This window comes from Azospirillum sp. TSH20 (genome assembly GCF_003115935.1).
Lineage (GTDB): Bacteria > Pseudomonadota > Alphaproteobacteria > Azospirillales > Azospirillaceae > Azospirillum.
Genome location: NZ_LGQU01000078.1, coordinates 49859 through 66989, shown reverse-complemented (window position 1 = coordinate 66989; position 17131 = coordinate 49859). Strand labels below are relative to the sequence as shown.

The window sequence follows — 17131 nt, the reverse complement described above, 5'->3', positions numbered from 1 at the left end:
CCACCGTCACTCCCTCACCACATAGGTGAAGTAGCGGATCACGCCCTTCGCGTCGGTCTCGCGGTACAGGCCCTGGATTTCGTTGTCGAAGCCGGGGAAACGGTTGGCGCTTTCCTGGAAGACCTTCAGATAGTCGATCATCGGCTTCGCCCGCTCGTCCAGCCGTTCGCCGGGGACGATGGTGGCGATGCCCGGCGGATAGACGACCCACAGGGTGGTGGCGATGCGGCCGGCGATCTCGTCGATCGGCAGGTAATCGACGGTGTTGCGCACCAGATGGCGCGTCGCCTCGCGCGGCGGCATCGCCATGGCCGGCAGATGCTCCGGCCGGAAGATGGCGCGCTGCAGGGCACTGGTGTTCTTCTCGCGGTAGAAGGCGTGCATCTCGGCGCAGAGGTCGCGCAGACGCCGGCCCAGATAATGGCCGCGCCGCTTGGCGACGAATTCGGGGATGACCTCCTCCAGCGGGGCGTTGTCGTCGTGCAGCCGCTTGAAGGCGACCAGACCGCTCAGCAGGGTGCCGGCCTTGCTCGATTCCACGCCCGGCGTCAGCAGGAACAGCAGCGAGTTCAGGTCGTTCTTTTCCGGAACGATGCGGTTCTCACGCAGATACTGCGCCACCACCGGGGCCGGGATGCCGTGGTCGCCATAGGCGCCGCTGTGACGGTCGAAGCCGGGCGTCAGCAGCGTCAGCTTGTTGGGGTCGGTCATGGCATAGCCCGGCCCGACATGCTGGAAGCCGTGCCAGTCGGCGCCGGGGGCGAATTCCCAATGGCGCACGTCGGTCGCCAGCTCGTCGGTCGGCACCTCCTCCCACGCGGTCGGGACGCCGTTGCGTGTGACGCGGTCGGGCACGAAGGGGTCGAAGAACCAGCGCTTGGCCGGGTCGCTCTCGCGCTCCTCGAACTCGCGGCGGATGGCGCGGATCTTCTTGCGCAGCTCGATGCCCAGCCGGATCGTGTCGTCCCACAGCACCTCGCCCGACCGCCCCTTCATCATCTGCGCGCCGACATCCAGCGAGGCGAACAGCGGGTAGAAGGGCGAGGTCGAGGCGTGCAGCAGAAAGGTCTCGTTGAAGCGGCGATGCTCCACCCGACGGCGCTGGCCCTTGATGTGGTTGTCCTTCACATGGATCTGCGAGGCCTGGGAGAAGCTGGCCAGCTGCTTGTGGGTGGACTGGGTGGCGATGATGCCGGGATGGCCGTCGTTCAGCCCCTCCAGCCCCATGGCGAAATGGCCCTTGAACAGCGGGTGGAATTTCAGGAACCCCGCCCAGGCCTCGTCGAACAGGATGTAGTCGCAGAGCTTGCCGATCCGCTCCAGCATCATCTGGGCGTTGTAGATGGTGCCGTCGTAGCTGCATTGCTGGATCACCGCGGCGCGGAAGGGGCGTTCGCGCTTCCAGGCGTCGGGGTCCTTGACCAGCGGGTTGCGGCGGATGCGCTCGCGGATCACCTCCTCGTCCAGAGCCTGCGGGTCGATGGGACCGATCAGGCCATGGGCGTTGCGCTCGGTCTCCAGGAAGATCGGGATGCCGCCGCCCAGGAACAGGCCGCCGTGATGGGCCGCCTTGTGGTTGTTGCGGTCGAACAGTACGAGGTCGTCCTCCGCGACCAGCGCCGACAGCACGATCTTGTTGGAGGCCGAGGTGCCGTTCAGCACGAAATAGGTGCGCTCCGCCCCGAAGATGCGGGCGGCCTCCTTCTGCGCCTGGAGCGCCGGCCCCTCATGGACCAGCAGGTCGCCCATCTCCAGCACCGAATTGTCGATGTCGTCGCGGAACACCGCCTCGCCCAGATGCTCGACGAAGATGCGGCCGATCGGGCTGCGGCTGTAGAAGATGCCGCCATTGTGGCCGGGGCAGGTCCAGAGCTGGTTGCCCTCCTCCGCATAATCGACCAGTGCGCCGAAGAAGGGGGTCTTCAGCGTGTCGGCATACTGCTTCAGCCGGCTGACCAGATTCTTGGCGATGAACTCCGGCGTTTCCTCCGCCAGGAAGATGTAGCCGTCGACCTGATTGAGCACGTCGACCGGGATGTTCTCCAGCCGCTGGCGGCGGACCAGCAGGATGATCGGCATCTCCAAGCCGCGCTGGCGGGCGAAGGCGATCAGCGAGGCCTGCTTGCCGTCGGCGCCGCGCTTGCCCCAATCGACGATCATGCAGCCGATGGCGGCATCGGTGCGGATCGCCAACTCGGCATCCTCGACCCGGCGGGCGCGCACCACCTCGAAGCCCATCCGCTCCACTTCCGACAGGATCTGCTGAAGCCGCATGCCCTCCAGCTCGTCCACCTCGAAGGCAGGGGCACAGACCAGGAAGTTGAAGCGGCGGAAGAAATCCATGCGACGGGTCTCCGGAAGGACTTGGCGGATCGGCCCCGCCGGACGGCTGTTCGGCGTGGGCGGCCTCGCGCCGGCGCGTCACGCTACAGCAGCACCATGACAGATGTATGACGCCCGGACCGGATGGACCGCTCAGGCAGCCCGGATGGAGGAGAGGAAAGCGGCGACCTGGGCATGCAGCGACGACGCTTCGCCGGACAGGGCGGCGGCTGCGGTCTTGACCTGATCGGCCGCCGCCTCGGTGTCGCGGGCCGCCGCCTCCACGCCGCCGATGTGAGTGGACACCTGGCTGGTTCCCTGCGCCGCCTCCTGGGTGTTGCGCGCGATCTCCCGCGTCGCCGCGCTCTGCTGCTCGACGGCGGCGGCAATGGTGGCGGAGATCTGGCTGATGGAGCGGATCGTCGTCCCGACATTGCGGATCGCCGCGACCGTCTCACCGCTCACCGCCTGGATCTCCTGGATCTGCGCGGTGATCTCCTCGGTGGCGCGCGCGGTGGAGGTGGCGAGGTTCTTCACCTCCTGGGCGACGACGGCGAAGCCCTTGCCCGCCTCTCCCGCCCGCGCCGCTTCGATGGTGGCGTTCAGCGCCAGCAGGTTGGTCTGGCTGGCGATTTCGGTGATCAGATGGGCGACCTCGCCGATCCGGGCGGCGGCGGACGACAGCCCCTCGACGGTCGTGTTGGTTTGCATCACCTGCTGCACGGCCTCGCCGGCGACGCCGTTGGCCTGCTCGATCTGGCGGCTGATCTCGGCGATCGACGCGGTCAGTTCATCGGCGGCGGCGGCGACCGTCTGCACGTTTCCGGACGCCACCTCGGAGGCGTTGGCCACCGCGGCGGTGCGCTCGTGCGTCGACTCCGCGGTGCGGTTCATCAGCTGGGCGGTCTGCTGCATCTGGTCGGCGGCATTGGTCAGCACCGTGAGCTGCCCGGTGATCCCGTTCTCGAAATTGGCGATCAGCCCGTCGACGGCCTGACGGCGCCGGTCCTTCAGCGCCTCCTCCTCATGCTGCTGCGCCTCCAGACGACGCATCTCGCGCGCGTTGTCGCGGAAGATGTGGAGCGCGTGCGCCAGCGTGCCGACCTCGTCGCCGCGCCCCTGGTCAAGGGCCTCCAGCTCGACCTCCAGATCGCCGCGCGACAGCCGCTCGGTCGCCGAGGTCAGGCGGGTCAGCGGGCGGGAGACGTGACGCTGGACGATCCAGACCAGCAGACCCAGCGACAGCGCAATGCCGAGCACCGACCCCAGCGATTGCCAGAACAGGGCGGCGCCATAGACCGCATCGCCGCTCCGTTGGGCTGCCTGCATCTCCTCCTTGGCGGCGGCGACCAGCTTGTCCGACTCGCCGTTGATCTTGAAGCGCACGTCACGCATCTCGCCGAAAATCACCTGGAAGGCCTCGTCCTTCTTGCCTTCGGCCGACAGGGCGATGGCCCGCTGGGCCAGCCGGTCGTAATCGCCCGACAGGTCCTGGATGTCCTTTGCCGGCTTTGCGATGGCCGGCGCGGGGTTGGTCTCCAGGATCCTCTTCGAGTAATCCAGCACGGCGGCCAGACGCTGCTGGTAGCGTCCGCGGATGGTCTTCACATCCTCCGCCTTGGTGGCGAGCACAGCGTTCGATGTGGCGATCGCCGTGACGTTCAACTCGCTGTTCAGCCGCAGCGCCATCTCCAGACGTGCCGCATCGCGCTCGACCAGCTGGACGTTCCGTTCATGCAGGGTGGAGAGCGACGTCAGGCCATACACCGCAATCCCGACGGCGATGGCGGCCAGCAGCAGCGACGGCCCCATGATCTTGGTGACGAGGCGCGTGCGGGTGGGCGGCACGGAGGTTGGCGACACGGACATGGGGGTGCACCTTTTCGAACTCGATCGACCGGACGATTGCCGTGCGGGCTACGCACTCTGATGTCAGTGTCGAGGCCAATTATTGCGGCCCGGTTTACATATGGCGGTATTTCAGGAAATTTGGGTGCGGTGCCGGCGGATGGTCGACCGGACGGCGCTGCGGAAGGCCGGACAACGCCGTTCCTGCGCCAACACGCCGCATATTGGGCAGGAGCCGCGACGGGATGGCCGCGCGACGTCGCATGGCCGCCCATCCCGAATGATGGGCACCACGCGCGGATTCGGGCCGATTCGCTCAGCCCGATCCATTCAGCCCGAGTCCAAGGCCCGGCCTCGGCTCAGCGAGACGGGTTCAGCGTCGGCATGGTCAACTCGGGCCCCTTCGCGGCATCGGCGATGGTGATGGCGGACGGCCCTTGGGGCCCCAGCGTCACCGTCACCGGTCGGCCGTTGTTGTAGTTCTTCCACATCTGGTACAGGGCCAGCGCCGCATACATCTTGGCGTCGCGGCCGGTGTTGTAGGACCATTCCTGGGTCGGCACGACCCGAAGGGCGCCGTTGCCGGCCTGGTCCACCTTGTCGGCGAAGCGGTAGCCGAGACGCTCGCCGATGGTCGCCATCAGCCCGTCGAAACCGGGCGACAGCCGCTCGAACCCGGCCTGCGCCGGTGCGGCCTCCCCGCCGCCCAGCGTGCTGGCGGTCTGCCGCTTGACGAGGTCGGAGAACAGCCAGCCCTCCTCCCCGGTGCGCAGCACCCGGACGCCCAGCCAGTTGCCCTCCCGCCGCAACTCGACCACCTCGCCGCCGCGCGCGACGGTGGACCGCACCGCCGCATCGTCGGAGGGGCCGGCGCGCAGGTTCACCTTCTCTCCCACCACGGAATGGACATCGCCGGATGCGGCAAGCGCCGGCATTGCCGCCAGTCCGAGTGCCGCAACCAGGACCATGATCGTCTTGCGTGACATGACCGCTCCTCCCGCTGTTGTGCCGGTGCGCACCGTTTCGCGAACAACACCCGGTAAGGCGCGGATGATCCATTGGCCGTTCGCCGGGGAGGTCCGCAAGGCGTCGAATTCGCGGCGGCATTCCGGCATTTTCGCTTGACCTGAAGTTGACTTGAGGTTTTATGCTGTTTGCGTTGGATCTGGTATACCAAACGCCAGCACCCTTCCCCACCGACGAACTTTTCAGGCAGGTACGATGATGAACACCCTTCAGCCGGAGACACTGCAGCGCCCGCCTTCGAAGACACGGACGCTGCGCGTGCATCGTCTGGAGCGGGTGGCGCCGCAGGTCATGCTGGTGGAACTGCGCGACCCTGACGGGCAGGTCCTGCCGCCGGCGGAGCCGGGCGCGCACATCGACATCCATCTGCCGGACGGGGCGGTGCGGTCCTATTCGCTGTGCGGCAATCCGGCGGACTGGCAGGCCTACAGCATCGCCGTTCTGAACGTGCCCGGCGGGCGAGGATCGCGTTTCGTCCATGGCGAACTGGAGCCGGGCGCCGCCGTCGCCATCGGTTTGCCGCGCAACAATTTCCGCTACGACGAGGCGCCGCGCTATCTGTTCATCGCCGGCGGTATCGGCATCACGCCGTTGCTGCCGATGATCCGCGCGGCGGCCGACCGGGGCGCCGACTGGACCCTGCATTATTGCGTGCGCAGCGCCGCGGCGGCGCCGTTCCTCGGCGAACTCCGCGCCCTGCCCCATGGCCGTGTCGAGGTCCATGCCGCCGACGAGGGGCGGAAGCTGACGGTGGACGCGCTGCTCGCCGCGACGCCCGTCGATGTCCCGATCTACTGCTGCGGTCCGCAACGGCTGATGGAGGCGGTTGCCGCAGCGGCCCGGCCGGCGCAGGATGTCCGCTTCGAATGGTTCACGCCGCGGGTCGGGCCCGTCCGCGAGGATGCGGCCGCCGACAGCTTCAAGGACGACAGCTTCGAGGTGGTCTGCGCCCGGTCGGGCGTGACGGTTACGGTGCCGCCGGGGACCAGCGTGCTGGAGGCGCTTTATGCCGCCGGCGTCACGGTCGACTCCTCCTGCGAACAGGGCATCTGCGGCACCTGCGAGACGACGGTGCTGGAGGGCGAACCCGACCACCGCGACAGCGTGCTGTCCGACGCCGAACGCGCCGCCGGCAAGACGATGATGCTGTGCGTGTCGCGTGCCCGCAGCGCAAGATTGGTGTTGGACCTGTGAGTCCGGGACATTCAACGATGACATTTCAACGACGAAGGGGGGAGCACGCATGACCGAGGACGACCTGCAACGGCTGGGGCTGGCGCTGCTGAACAGCCCGGCCGAGGCCATCGCCTATTCCGACCGCGAGGGCATCATCCGCTTCTGGAACGCCGGTGCCGAGCGGGTGTTCGGCTTCACCGCCGAAGAGGCGTTGGGCCAGTCGCTGGACATCATCATCCCCGAACGGCAGCGCCAGCGCCATTGGGACGGCTATGACGAGGTGATGAAGTCGGGGGTCAGCCGCTATGGCAGCGGCGACCTGCTGTCGGTTCCGGCGACCCGCAAGGACGGCAGCCGTATCTCGGTGGAGTTCACCATCGTGCCGCTGAAGGACGCGGACGGCGCGATGATGGGAATGGCCGCCGTCATGCGCGACGTCTCCGCCCGCTTCGAGGAGTTGAAGGCCCTGCGCCGTCAGGCGGCCGGCCGCTGACCGGCCCTCCTCTGCCCTACGCGCCGCCGGCCAGACGCGCCCGCAACTCGCGCTTCACCACCTTGCCGTAGTTGTTTTTCGGCAGCGCCTCGACGAACAGGTAACGCTTGGGCCGCTTGAACCGGGCGATGTTTGCGTTGCAATGGGCGTCGAGGCTGTCGGGGGAAATGTCGCGGCCGGCTTCGGCGACGATGAAGGCGACGACGATCTCGCCCCATTCGGGATCGGGCTGGCCGGTGACGCAGACCTCGGCGACATCCGGATGGCGCAGCAGCACCTCCTCCACCTCGCGCGGGTAGATGTTGGTGCCGCCGCTGATGATGACGTCCTTCGACCGGTCGCGCAGGGTCAGGTAGCCGCGCCGGTCGAACGACCCCATGTCGCCGGTGTAAAGCCAGCCGTCGCGCAGCGCCTCGGCCGTCGCCTTGGCGTTGTTCCAATAGCCCGCCATCACCACGTCGCCGCGGCAGACGATCTCGCCCACCTCGCCGGGCGGCAGCTGCCGGCCGTCGGCATCCACCACCGCCACCTCGACACCGCTGCGGGCGAAGCCGACCGATCCCAGCACCGCATCGTCGTCCGCGGCATGGTCGCGGCGGCGCAAGGACGTGATGGTCATCGGCGCCTCGCCCTGGCCGTAGATCTGGACGAAGACCGGGCCGAAGACCGCCAGCGACCGGCGCAGCTCCTCCACATACATCGGCCCGCCGCCATAGACGATGGAGCGCAGGTTGGCCGGCCGGCGCCCGTCGCGCTCGGCCTCCAGCCGCAGCCTCTGCACCATGGTCGGGGCCAGGAAGGCGCCGCAGCCGGGGTGGCGGTCGCAGAGATCGAGGAACTCCGCCGGTTCGAAGGCCGACGAGGCCGGAACCACCTGCCGGGCGCCGCGGGCGACATAGGCCGCCATGTAGAGGCCGGAGCCGTGCGACATCGGCGCCGCGTGCAGCAGGCTGCACTCCTCGTCCACCGCCTCGACATCGGCGAGATGGGCGATGGTCATGGCCAGCAGGTTGCGGTGCGACAGCATCGCCCCCTTCGACCGGCCGGTGGTGCCGCTGGTGTAGAACAGCCAGCCCAGCGCCTGCGGATCGGGGTCGATCGGCCCGGCCCACTCCTCTCCCGCCGCCAGGGCAGCGTAATCGCTCCCGCCGATGACGATCCGGCGGCAGGAGGCGGCCGGCGATCCGTCGAGCGCCTTTTCCAATCCGGGGGCCAGCTTGGGCGAGACGAAGACGGTGGTCGCAGCGGAATCCTCCAGGATCTGCACCAGCTCGCGCGGATGCAGCTTGGCGTTCACCGGCGTCGCCGCCATGCCGGCCGCCCAGATGGCGAAGAACAGCTCGACATATTCCGGCACATTCTCCGTCGCGATGGCGATGCGGTCCCCCGGCTGCCCCGAGGTCCGCAGCTCGGCGGCGATGCGCAGCGCGCGCGAGCGCAACTCCGCGAAGCTGTGGACCGGCTCGGTGCCGCGGAACACCGCCCCATGGTCGGGGAACCGGGTTGCCGCCTGATCGAGAAGGGAGAAGAGATTCACCGGGGCTGTTCCTTTTACGGCTGATCCGCTTGAACAGCCGATTGTAGGATATGGAAACCGGTTCGGGCAGCCCCCCTTATCGACCGGCTCCCATGTGACATCCACGGTGCCGCCGGGGCTATTGGACCAAGCGATCCAACAGCTCCAGGGCATCGGCGGGCAAATCCAGCTCCGCCGCCGCCAGATTTTCTCGCAGGTGCCCGACCGAAGAGGTGCCCGGAATCAGCAGCACATTGGGCGCCCGCTTCAGCAACCAGGCGAGCGCCACCTGCATCGGCGTCGCGCCGAGCCGGCGGGCGACGTCCGACAGGTGGTCCGACTGCAGTGGCGAGAAGCCGCCGAGCGGGAAGAACGGCACATAGGCGATCCCCTTGCCGGCGAGGTCGTCGATCAGCGCATCGTCCGCCCGGTGCACGAGGTTGTAGTGGTTCTGCACGCAGACGATCTCGCAGATGCGGCGGCCTTCCTCGACTTGGACCGCGGTGACGTTGCTGAGGCCGATGTGCCGGACCAGCCCCTGCCGCTGCAGGTCGGCCAGCACGCTCAGTTCCCGCTCGATCGACCCTTCGGCCGGCGCGTGGCCATGGTCGCCCCACAGCCGCAGATTGACGACGTTGAGCACGTCCAGGCCGAGATTGCGCAGATTGTCATGCACGGCCTGCCGCAGTTCGTCGGGCGAGGCCGCCGGCAGCCAGGACGCATCGTCGCCGCGCCGGGCGCCGATCTTGGTCACGATCAGCAGATCGTCCTGATAGGGCGCCAGCGCTTCGCGGATCAGCCGGTTGGTGACATGCGGACCGTAGAAGTCGCTGGTGTCGATGTGGTTCACGCCAGCTTCTATCGCGTGGCGAAGCACGGCAATCGCCGCGTCATGGTCCTTCGGCGGGCCGAACACGCCGGGACCGGCAAGCTGCATGGCGCCGTAGCCGAGCCGCCTGACGGTCTTGCCGCCGAGGGTGAAACTGCCGGATTCGTCGAGATTGGACATGATGGCCTCCGTTTTGGTCTCGGCAAATCTAGTCGCCAGCACCCTGTTCGATTAGTCTGCACAGTCGGGACAGCCTGTGCGGATCAGCGAACAATGCAGCATGACCTGGGGGACCTGAACGCCTTCGTCGCGGTGGCCCGCGCCCGTGGCTTCCGTGAAGCCGCCCGCGCCAGCAACGCCAGCGCCTCGGCCCTCAGCGAGGCCGTGCGGCGGCTGGAGGCGCAACTGGGCGTGAGGCTGCTCAACCGGACCACGCGCAGCGTGGTGCTGACGGAGGCGGGGGAGCGTCTGCTGGCCCGGCTCGCCCCCGCATTGCGCGAGGTCGATGCTGCGCTCGATGTGGTGAACGGCTTCCGCGACCGGGTGGCGGGAACCCTCCGGCTGAATGTGCCGGTCAGCGTGGCAAGGCTGGTCCTGCCGGGGATCCTGCCGCGCTTTCTCGCCGCCTATCCCGAAATCCGGGTGGAGGTGATGGCGGAGGACAGCTTCGTCGACGTGCTGGCGGCCGGCTGCGACGCCGGCATCCGCTATGACGAGCGGCTGGAGCAGGACATGATCGCGGTTCCCATCGGCCCCCGCCGCCAGCGTTTCGCGACCGCGGCCTCGCCCTCCTATCTCCGCGCGAAGGGACGGCCGGAGCATCCGCGCGACCTGATGGTCCATGCCTGCCTGCGCGGGCGCTTTGCCAGCGGCGCCTTTCCGCTGTGGGAGTTCGAGCGCGACGGGGAGGTGATCCGGCTCGATCCGCCCGGTCCGCTGGTGGTGGGTCCGGGAGGTGGCATGGAACTCGCGATCGACGCGGCGGCGTCCGGCGTCGGCGTGGTCCATCTGTTCGAGCAATGGCTGCGCCCGCAGTTGGACAGCGGCGCGCTGGAGCCCGTTCTCGAACCCTGGTGGCAAAGCTTTTCCGGCCCCTTCCTCTATTATGCCGGGCGTCGTCTGGTGCCGGCTCCGCTCAGGGCCTTCCTCGATTTCATCAGGGCCGGGGACGGCGACCGCTGATGCGCCCCGTATGGACAGCTTTCTTGGAACCGTCAGGACATGCCAGGGTTAAGCTGGAAAGCAATTGCAGGGAGCGAATCACTCATGCCGAACGAAAGGACCCGTGCGCTGCGTCTCGCGGCGATGTTGGGCGGATGCCTGGCTCTGGCCGGCTGCGGCAGCGGAGCGACGGGGCTCGGCCTCAACCTCGTCTCGCAGGAACAGCTCGCCGATCTGGGCAAACAGGACTGGCAACGCCTGGTCTCCTCCACGCCGGCCACCACCAACCAATCCTACCAGCGCCGGGCCGAGGAGGTGTCGGCGCGCCTGCTGCGTGCCGCCGGCCTCGACGCCTCGAAATGGGAGGTTCGCGTCTTCCAAGGTGAGGAGGCCAATGCCTTCGCCCTCCCCGGCCAGAAGATCGGCGTCTATGAAGGGCTGTTCCGCTACGCCAGGAACGACGCACAGCTGGCCGCGGTGGTCGGGCACGAGATCGCCCACAATCTGGATGCCCACGCCGCCGAGCGGGTCAGCACCCAGATGGCGTCGGAGGCGGGAGCCGGCATCGTCGGGGCGGCACTGGGCGCCGGCGGCGTTCCCGGCAGCCAGCAGATCGCCGCGGCGCTCGGCACCGGTGCGCAATACGGCCTGATCCTGCCCTACTCGCGCAACCAGGAGCTGGAGGCCGACCGCGACGGGCTGATGCTGATGGCGCGCGCCGGCTACGACCCGCGCGAGGCCGTGGCGCTGTGGGGCAACATGCGGCAGGCCGGATCGCAACCGCCGGTTTTCCTGTCCACCCACCCCGGCATCGACGACCGCATCGGCCAGATGAACCGCCTGATGCCGGAGGCGCTGAAGCTCTACGCGCCGACGTGACGGCCTCCCCGGCCTGTCACTCCGGCAGCATGGCCGAGAGGCAGTCGGCGATCTGGTGGGGGGTGAAGGGCTTGCGCAGCAGGCGCACCGCCTCCCCGAAGTCCGGCGTGTCGGCATAGCCGGTGACGATCAGCGCCGGTATTCCGGGGCGCAATTGCCGGGCGCCCCGCACCACGGCGGCACCGTTCATGCCGGGCATGGCGAAGTCGGTGACCAGGGCGTCGATCTCCGCCCCGTCGCTGAGAACCGCCAGGGCCTCCTCGCCGCTGTCCGCCTCGATGACCTGATGACCGAGATTCTCCAGCAGCGCCATCGTCCCCATTCGCACGATCGCATCATCCTCCACCAGCAGGATGGTGCGCCCGGCGCCGGGTTCGACCTCGGCAGCGGGCGCATCCGGCATGGCGGTGCCGGTGGAAGTGCTGGGCAGGTACAGGGTGATCGCGGTTCCGGCGCCCGGCGTACTGTCGATGTGGATGCCGCCGCCGGACTGCGTCGCCATGCCATGGACCATCGACAGGCCGAGCCCCGATCCCTCGCCGACCGGCTTGGTGGTGAAGAACGGTTCGAAAACGTGCGGCATCACCGTCGGGTCGATCCCGCTGCCGCTATCCTCCACCCGGATCGCCACATAGGTCCCGGGAGCCAGTTCCACCGGCAAATCTCCTCCGCCGTCGCGGCCCACCGTGGCGACGAATGCCGTCATCGACAGCCGACCACCCGCCGGCATCGCGTCGCGGGCATTGATGACGAGGTTCAGGATGGCGGATTCGAACTGGGCCCGGTCGATCAGCACCGCCGGAAGTCCGGGCGGCACTTCGATCGTGACGGCGATCTGGCCGCCCAGCGTGCGCTCCAGCAGTGAGCCCATGCCGGACAGCAGGTCGCCGAGGTCGGTGGCCTCCGGCATCAGCATCTGGCGCCGCGCGAAGGACAGCAGCGACTGCGTCAGTTTTGCGCCCCGCTCGATCGAACGGTTCGCCGCCTCGAACAGCTGGCGCGGGGTGCCGTCGGACACCGTGGGTTCCAGAACGGCGAGGCAGCTGACGATGCCCTGGAGCAGGTTGTTGAAGTCATGCGCCACGCCGCCGGTCAGCTGCCCGAGCGCCTCCATCTTCTGGGCCTGCAGCAGGGCCGTCTCGGCCCGCCGCCGATCCGCCATCTCGGCCTGCAAGGCCCGCGTCCGGTCGGCGACCCGCTCCTCCAGGCGGCTGGTGGCCTGGGTGATCTGGTCCAGATGGCTGCGGGTCCGGTATTGGCGCGTCCGGCTGCGCAGCGCCGCCTGCGCGGCGCTCTGCAGCGCCTCGCGGTGCAGCGGCCGGTCCAGCAGCGTGGCGTTGCCGAGCGACTGGAAGAAGGCTTGACGGCCGCGGCCGGCCAGCCGGCTGCCGCGCGAGGTCAGGATCACGATGGGCAGGTCCGACCAGGGAGGCTGGCCCTCCAGCCACGCCGCCAGAGGCCCGACATCGCCCAGTGCCCCTTCGGAGAGCACCAGCGCCGTGGTTTCGTCACCGAGGCTTCGGCACAGTGCCGCCATATACAAGCAGGATTGCGTTTCCAGGCCGATCTCGCCGAGGACCGAGCCGATCACCTCGGCATCCCGCCCCTCCGGGGCCAGGACAAGGATGGACGTGCGCATCGGCGTCGTTCACCCGCCCTCTGCATGACCGCGCAGAAGCGGCTCCGCCGGACCGTCATAATGCGGCACTCCCGTCAACACGCCTTGGAATTCCATCAGTTGCGGGCCGACCTGCATGCCGTCCGGGAACAGCCGGAATTCGCGGATCGACACTTCATGGACGCCGGTGCGCTTCTTGACCACCGAAATCGCCTTGCGAACCTCGCCCCCGGCTTCGAAGAAGCGCAGCAGGACCACGGTGTCGCTCATGAAGGAAAGGTCGACGGGGTTCTGCACGTCGCCGATGATGCCCTGCTGCGCCAGGATCAGGATGGTGACCACGCCCTTGTTGTTCAGGTAGGTCAGCAGTTCGTGCATCTGCAGGACAAGCGCCTGCTCCTCCGGCATGGTGCTGAGGTAGGAGTTCAGGCTGTCGATCACCACGATGCGGGCATCGCGATCCTCGACCTCGCGGCGGACCTGCCAGACGAATTGGCCGGGCGACAGGCGGGACGGATTGGCGCGGTGCCAGCCGACGCGGTTCCGGCGCACGGCCTCTACGATGTCGATCCCCAACGCCGAACTGCGCAGCTCCAACGTCTTAAAGTTCTCGTCGAACGAGAAATAGGTGGCATGCTCGCCACGCTTGACCGCCGCCGCGACATATTGCAGGGCGAGGGACGATTTTCCGGCGCCCGACGGACCGACGAGTATCGTCGTGGTCCCGTGCGTCAGGCCGCCGCCCATCAGTTCGTCCAGGGCCGTCAGTCCGCTTTCCATCTCCTCCGGCTCGAAGTCGCTGCGATGCTCCTCGGCGATCAGGCTGGGGAAGACCAGGACATTGCGTTCGGTGATGGCGAAATCGTGCCAGCCGCTCTGGTACTCGGCTCCGCGCATCTTGGCGATGCGCAGGCGGCGGCGTGCCGCGCCGTAGGAGCGTTCGCTCTGTTCCAGCACGATCACGCTGTGCACCAGACTGTGCAGCTCCGTCGTGCTTTCCTGATGGGTCAGGTCGTCGAGGATCAGCGTGGTGCAGCGGCGGTTCTGCAGGAACTGTTTGAGCGCCAGGACCTGCCGCCGGTAGCTCAACTGATCCTGGGTGAGCAGCCGCAGTTCCGAAACGGTGTCGATCACCACCACTTCGGGGTTTTCCTCCTCGATGCGGTCGATGATCAGGCGCACGGTCTCGCCCAGTTCCACCTCCGACGGGTAGAGCACGCTCTGCTGGCGATCCAGCCGCGCTTCGATCGGCACGATGTCGAACAGCGCGATGCCGTCCAGCGACCAGCCGTGGCTGGCGGCGGTCGCCTCCAGCTCCGGCGCACTTTCCGACAGCGTGATATAAAGCCCTTTTCTGCCGTCATCGCGCGTCTGCGCCAGAAGTTGCAAGGCGATGGTCGTCTTCCCAGTGCCCGGTGCGCCTTCCAGCAGATGTATTCGGCCGCGCGGCAGTCCTCCACGCAAAATCAGGTCGAATTCCGGAATTCCGGTCTGCACTTTTCCAATCGGGATCGGCTTGGGCACCAATGGCTCCTTCACTTCCATGTCTGCAGACAAACACGGCGCAGGCGAAATGTTCCGTCGGTGCTAATGTGCGGCCCGAAAAATTGGCTGGGAGTGTCATTGCCCCCACCGATAACTCAGAGGTCCGCTGACGGTCGACCGGCGCCGTCGGCGACCGCTGTCCGATCTTCGCCATCGCTCCCCGCAAGATGCCGGCTGAGCGCGGCGGCCAGCGTGCGCGGGGTGACCGGCTTGTGCAGCAGGTGGAAGCCGTATCTGAGCGCATCGTTCTGCGGTTCGGTGCCGATCTCCCCGGTGACGATCAGGCCGGGAATGGCCGGATCGTGCATCGCACGGATGCGCAGGATGGCCTCCGTGCCGATGCGCTTGTCCCGCAGGCGATAGTCGACGATGAGGATGTCCGGCCGCCGCCCGTCCCGTTCCAGGCTCTCCACCGCGTGGTCGGTGGAATCGGCGGCGATCACGTCGAATTTCCAGGCGTGAAGGATGCTCTCCATCCCGGCCAGGACGATGGGATCGTCATCCACGACCACCGCCAGCCGCGTCTCCCCCCGCTCCGGCGGTGCCGGCGCCGCCTCGGCGGGCTGGGGCTCCGCGGCGCGGTCTTCGGTGGCGAGCGGCACGGCGATGCTGAACAGCGACCCCTGCCCGGATTGCGAATGCACGGTGACGGGATGATCCAGCAGATCCGACAGGCGACGGACGATCGCCAGCCCCAGTCCCAGCCCCTGGTTGCGGTCCCGCTCGGGATTCTCGATCTGATACAGCTCTTCGAAGATGCGGTGGATCTGGTCGGCCGGGATGCCGCATCCGCTGTCGCGAACCCCGATCAGCAGATGATCGGCCTGCAGGGTGCATTCGACCGTGACCCCGCCCCGGTCGGTGTAGCGGATGGCGTTTTCCACCAGATTGCGCAGCATGCGGCCGAGCAGGACACGGTCGCTGCGGATCGTCGTTTGGCAGGGCACCACCCGCCAGTCCAGCCCCTTTTCCTGGGCGAGCGGCGCATAGGCGTCGTCCAGGCTCCTCAGCAGATCCGACGCCCGGAACTCCTCCAACTGCGGCGCCACGATGCCGGCATCGAGGCGGGAGATGTCGAGCAGCCCGTCCAGCAGCCCTTTGAGAATTTCCAGGCCGTGCTGGAGACGGCCGAGCGCGTCCAGGCCGGGGCCGTCGGTCAGATGTGGGCGCAGCACCTCGGCGAACAGCAGGATCGACTGCATCGGCTGGCGCAGATCGTGGCTGGCGGCGGCGAGAAAGCGGCTCTTGCTGCGGCCGGCTTCCTCCGCCGCGTCACGGGCGCGGTGGATGTCGTGGATATCGACCGCGCCGCCATACCAGGCGACGATCCGTCCGCCCTGGTGGATCGGGTGGGTGCGGCTCAGATGCCACCGGTAGGCTCCGTCGGCCCGGCGCAGGCGCAGTTCGTATTCGTGCGGCGCGCCGACGGCGATGGCGCGGGCGCGGATCGCCTGGACATGCCCGACATCGTCCGGATGGAGGTCTTCCATCCGGTTGGCCTCGGTCGTCATGCGGCCAGTGTAGGCGCGGAAGGCGGCGTTGACGAATTCCAGCGTGCCGTCCGGATGGTTCACCCACATCATGTGCGGCGCGTTCTCGACCAGGGCGCGGAGCCGTTCCTCGCTGGCGCGCAGCGCGGCGGACGCCGCCTCGTTGGCTTGCATCTGCCGGTCGAGGTCTTCGGCAAGCGCATCGAACGACAGCCCGAGCCGGCTCATTTCCGGGCCGTCCACCGCGCCGACGCGGGCGGAGCGGTCACCGGAACGCCAGCGTTCGGTCGCGGCGATCAACGCCGTCACCGGCAGATGGATATGGCGTTTGGCGATCAGGTACGCCGCCAGCAGGCCCAGCATCAGCGTGGCGGCGATCCAGATCAGCGACCGCCACAGCGCGTCGTCGATGCCGCGCATCGCCGCATCATGGTCGATGCCGATGGCCACGAAGATATGCCGTACCCCGGCCGACAGCGGAACATAGGCGAAAACCCGCTCGATGCCGTCGATCCCCATCAGCCGGGCGGTTCCCACGGCGTCGGCGTCCAGCAGGGGGCGGAACCGTTGCGGAAGCGTGCTGCCGACAAGTCCGGAGCTTGCCGGCACGTGGGCCAGCACGGTGCCGTTGCTGTCGGCCACCAGCAGCGACGCGTTGTCGGGAAGCGGGTGTTCGGAAAGATAGCGTTCGAGCCAGCCGAGATCGATCAGCGCCGTGACCACGCCGATCGGCGGACCGTCGGCGCTGTTGCGGCGGATCGGCAGGCCGAACGGCATGGCGGGCTTGCCGTTGTGACGCTGCCGGATGAACTCGCCGACGGTGAAGCCGCCGCTTTCCAGGGCTGCGCGCACATGCATCCGGTCGGCGATGGTCCGTCCGGCCAGGGCCGCGTTGGTGGAGCAGAGGATGACCCCGTCCGTGCCGGCGAGGTTGATCGACAGATAATCCGCGATCCGCGCGCCCGTGCGCGTCAGCAGCGCCTGGCAGGCCGGCGCATCGAGAGTCTGCGCGGCCGACGTCTCGGCCAGCAGTTCCAGCATCTGGCGCACGCCTTCGACGAGGCGCTGCTGCTCGCCGCCGAGCAGGCTGAGAAGCTGCCGCGCATGCTCGTGGATTTCCTCCGAACGCTGGCGGCGCAGGTCGATCTGGTTCCACACCTCCAGGGCGCAGACCGGCACCAGGGCCAGGAACACGAGCAGCAGCAGGCGGGTCAGGAAGCTCATGGCG

Annotated in this window: 12 protein-coding genes; 4 read left to right on the top strand and 8 right to left on the bottom strand. The window is 68.0% G+C overall.

The genetic code is table 11. From position 1 onward, the window contains the following. Positions 1-6: 6 nt before the first annotated feature. The 3 genes from TSH20_RS21255 to TSH20_RS21245 all read right to left on the bottom strand — a co-directional run bounded on the left by TSH20_RS21255 (position 7) and on the right by TSH20_RS21245 (position 5156). Positions 7-2343 carry an Orn/Lys/Arg decarboxylase N-terminal domain-containing protein gene (locus TSH20_RS21255; RefSeq protein ID WP_109156295.1) on the bottom strand — a complete coding sequence of 779 codons (2337 nt, stop codon included), beginning with the start codon at positions 2341-2343 and terminating at the stop codon, positions 7-9. Between the two features lie 132 nt (positions 2344-2475). After that, complete coding sequence (locus tag TSH20_RS21250; protein ID WP_109156294.1) at positions 2476-4191, bottom strand: methyl-accepting chemotaxis protein; 1716 nt, start codon at positions 4189-4191, stop codon at positions 2476-2478. A 338-nt stretch (positions 4192-4529) separates the two neighbouring features. Continuing rightward, positions 4530-5156, bottom strand: a complete 627-nt coding sequence (locus tag TSH20_RS21245; RefSeq protein WP_109156293.1) for an SH3 domain-containing protein — start codon at positions 5154-5156, stop codon at positions 4530-4532. Positions 5157-5391: 235 nt separating this feature from the next. Here TSH20_RS21245 and TSH20_RS21240 point away from each other — a divergent pair, with 235 nt between their 5' ends. Further along, positions 5392-6390 (top strand): PDR/VanB family oxidoreductase, encoded by a 999-nt coding sequence (locus TSH20_RS21240; protein WP_247871300.1) that lies wholly within the window; start codon positions 5392-5394, stop codon positions 6388-6390. A gap of 49 nt (positions 6391-6439) precedes the next feature. Continuing rightward, the gene (locus tag TSH20_RS21235) at positions 6440-6865 is read left to right on the top strand and encodes a PAS domain S-box protein (protein WP_109156292.1); all 426 of its coding nucleotides are present in this window, start codon (positions 6440-6442) and stop codon (positions 6863-6865) included. A gap of 16 nt (positions 6866-6881) precedes the next feature. On the opposite strand, the gene TSH20_RS21230 is transcribed toward TSH20_RS21235, so the two are convergent. Both TSH20_RS21230 and TSH20_RS21225 read right to left on the bottom strand, forming a co-directional pair. Beyond that, the gene (locus TSH20_RS21230) at positions 6882-8402 is read right to left on the bottom strand and encodes an AMP-binding protein (RefSeq protein WP_109156291.1); all 1521 of its coding nucleotides are present in this window, start codon (positions 8400-8402) and stop codon (positions 6882-6884) included. 118 nt (positions 8403-8520) lie between these two features. Further along, positions 8521-9390: an aldo/keto reductase family oxidoreductase gene (locus TSH20_RS21225; protein WP_109156290.1), complete on the bottom strand. Its 870-nt coding sequence runs from the start codon at positions 9388-9390 to the stop codon at positions 8521-8523. 93 nt (positions 9391-9483) lie between these two features. Here TSH20_RS21225 and TSH20_RS21220 point away from each other — a divergent pair, with 93 nt between their 5' ends. Further along, positions 9484-10392 carry a LysR substrate-binding domain-containing protein gene (locus TSH20_RS21220; RefSeq protein WP_109156289.1) on the top strand — a complete coding sequence of 303 codons (909 nt, stop codon included), beginning with the start codon at positions 9484-9486 and terminating at the stop codon, positions 10390-10392. 84 nt (positions 10393-10476) lie between these two features. Continuing rightward, positions 10477-11250, top strand: coding sequence for a M48 family metallopeptidase (locus TSH20_RS21215; RefSeq protein ID WP_109156288.1), 774 nt, complete (start codon positions 10477-10479; stop codon positions 11248-11250). A 16-nt stretch (positions 11251-11266) separates the two neighbouring features. Here the strand turns inward: TSH20_RS21215 and TSH20_RS21210 are convergent, their stop codons facing one another. The 3 genes from TSH20_RS21210 to TSH20_RS21200 form a co-directional block, all read right to left on the bottom strand. Further along, a complete protein-coding gene (locus tag TSH20_RS21210) occupies positions 11267-12889 on the bottom strand; it encodes an ATP-binding protein (RefSeq protein ID WP_109156287.1) in 1623 nt (540 codons plus the stop codon). A 9-nt stretch (positions 12890-12898) separates the two neighbouring features. Continuing rightward, the gene (locus TSH20_RS21205; protein ID WP_247871299.1) at positions 12899-14392 is read right to left on the bottom strand and encodes an ATPase domain-containing protein; all 1494 of its coding nucleotides are present in this window, start codon (positions 14390-14392) and stop codon (positions 12899-12901) included. A gap of 116 nt (positions 14393-14508) precedes the next feature. Continuing rightward, positions 14509-17127, bottom strand: coding sequence for an ATP-binding protein (locus tag TSH20_RS21200; RefSeq protein ID WP_109156285.1), 2619 nt, complete (start codon positions 17125-17127; stop codon positions 14509-14511). Between the last annotated feature and the right edge of the window lie 4 nt (positions 17128-17131).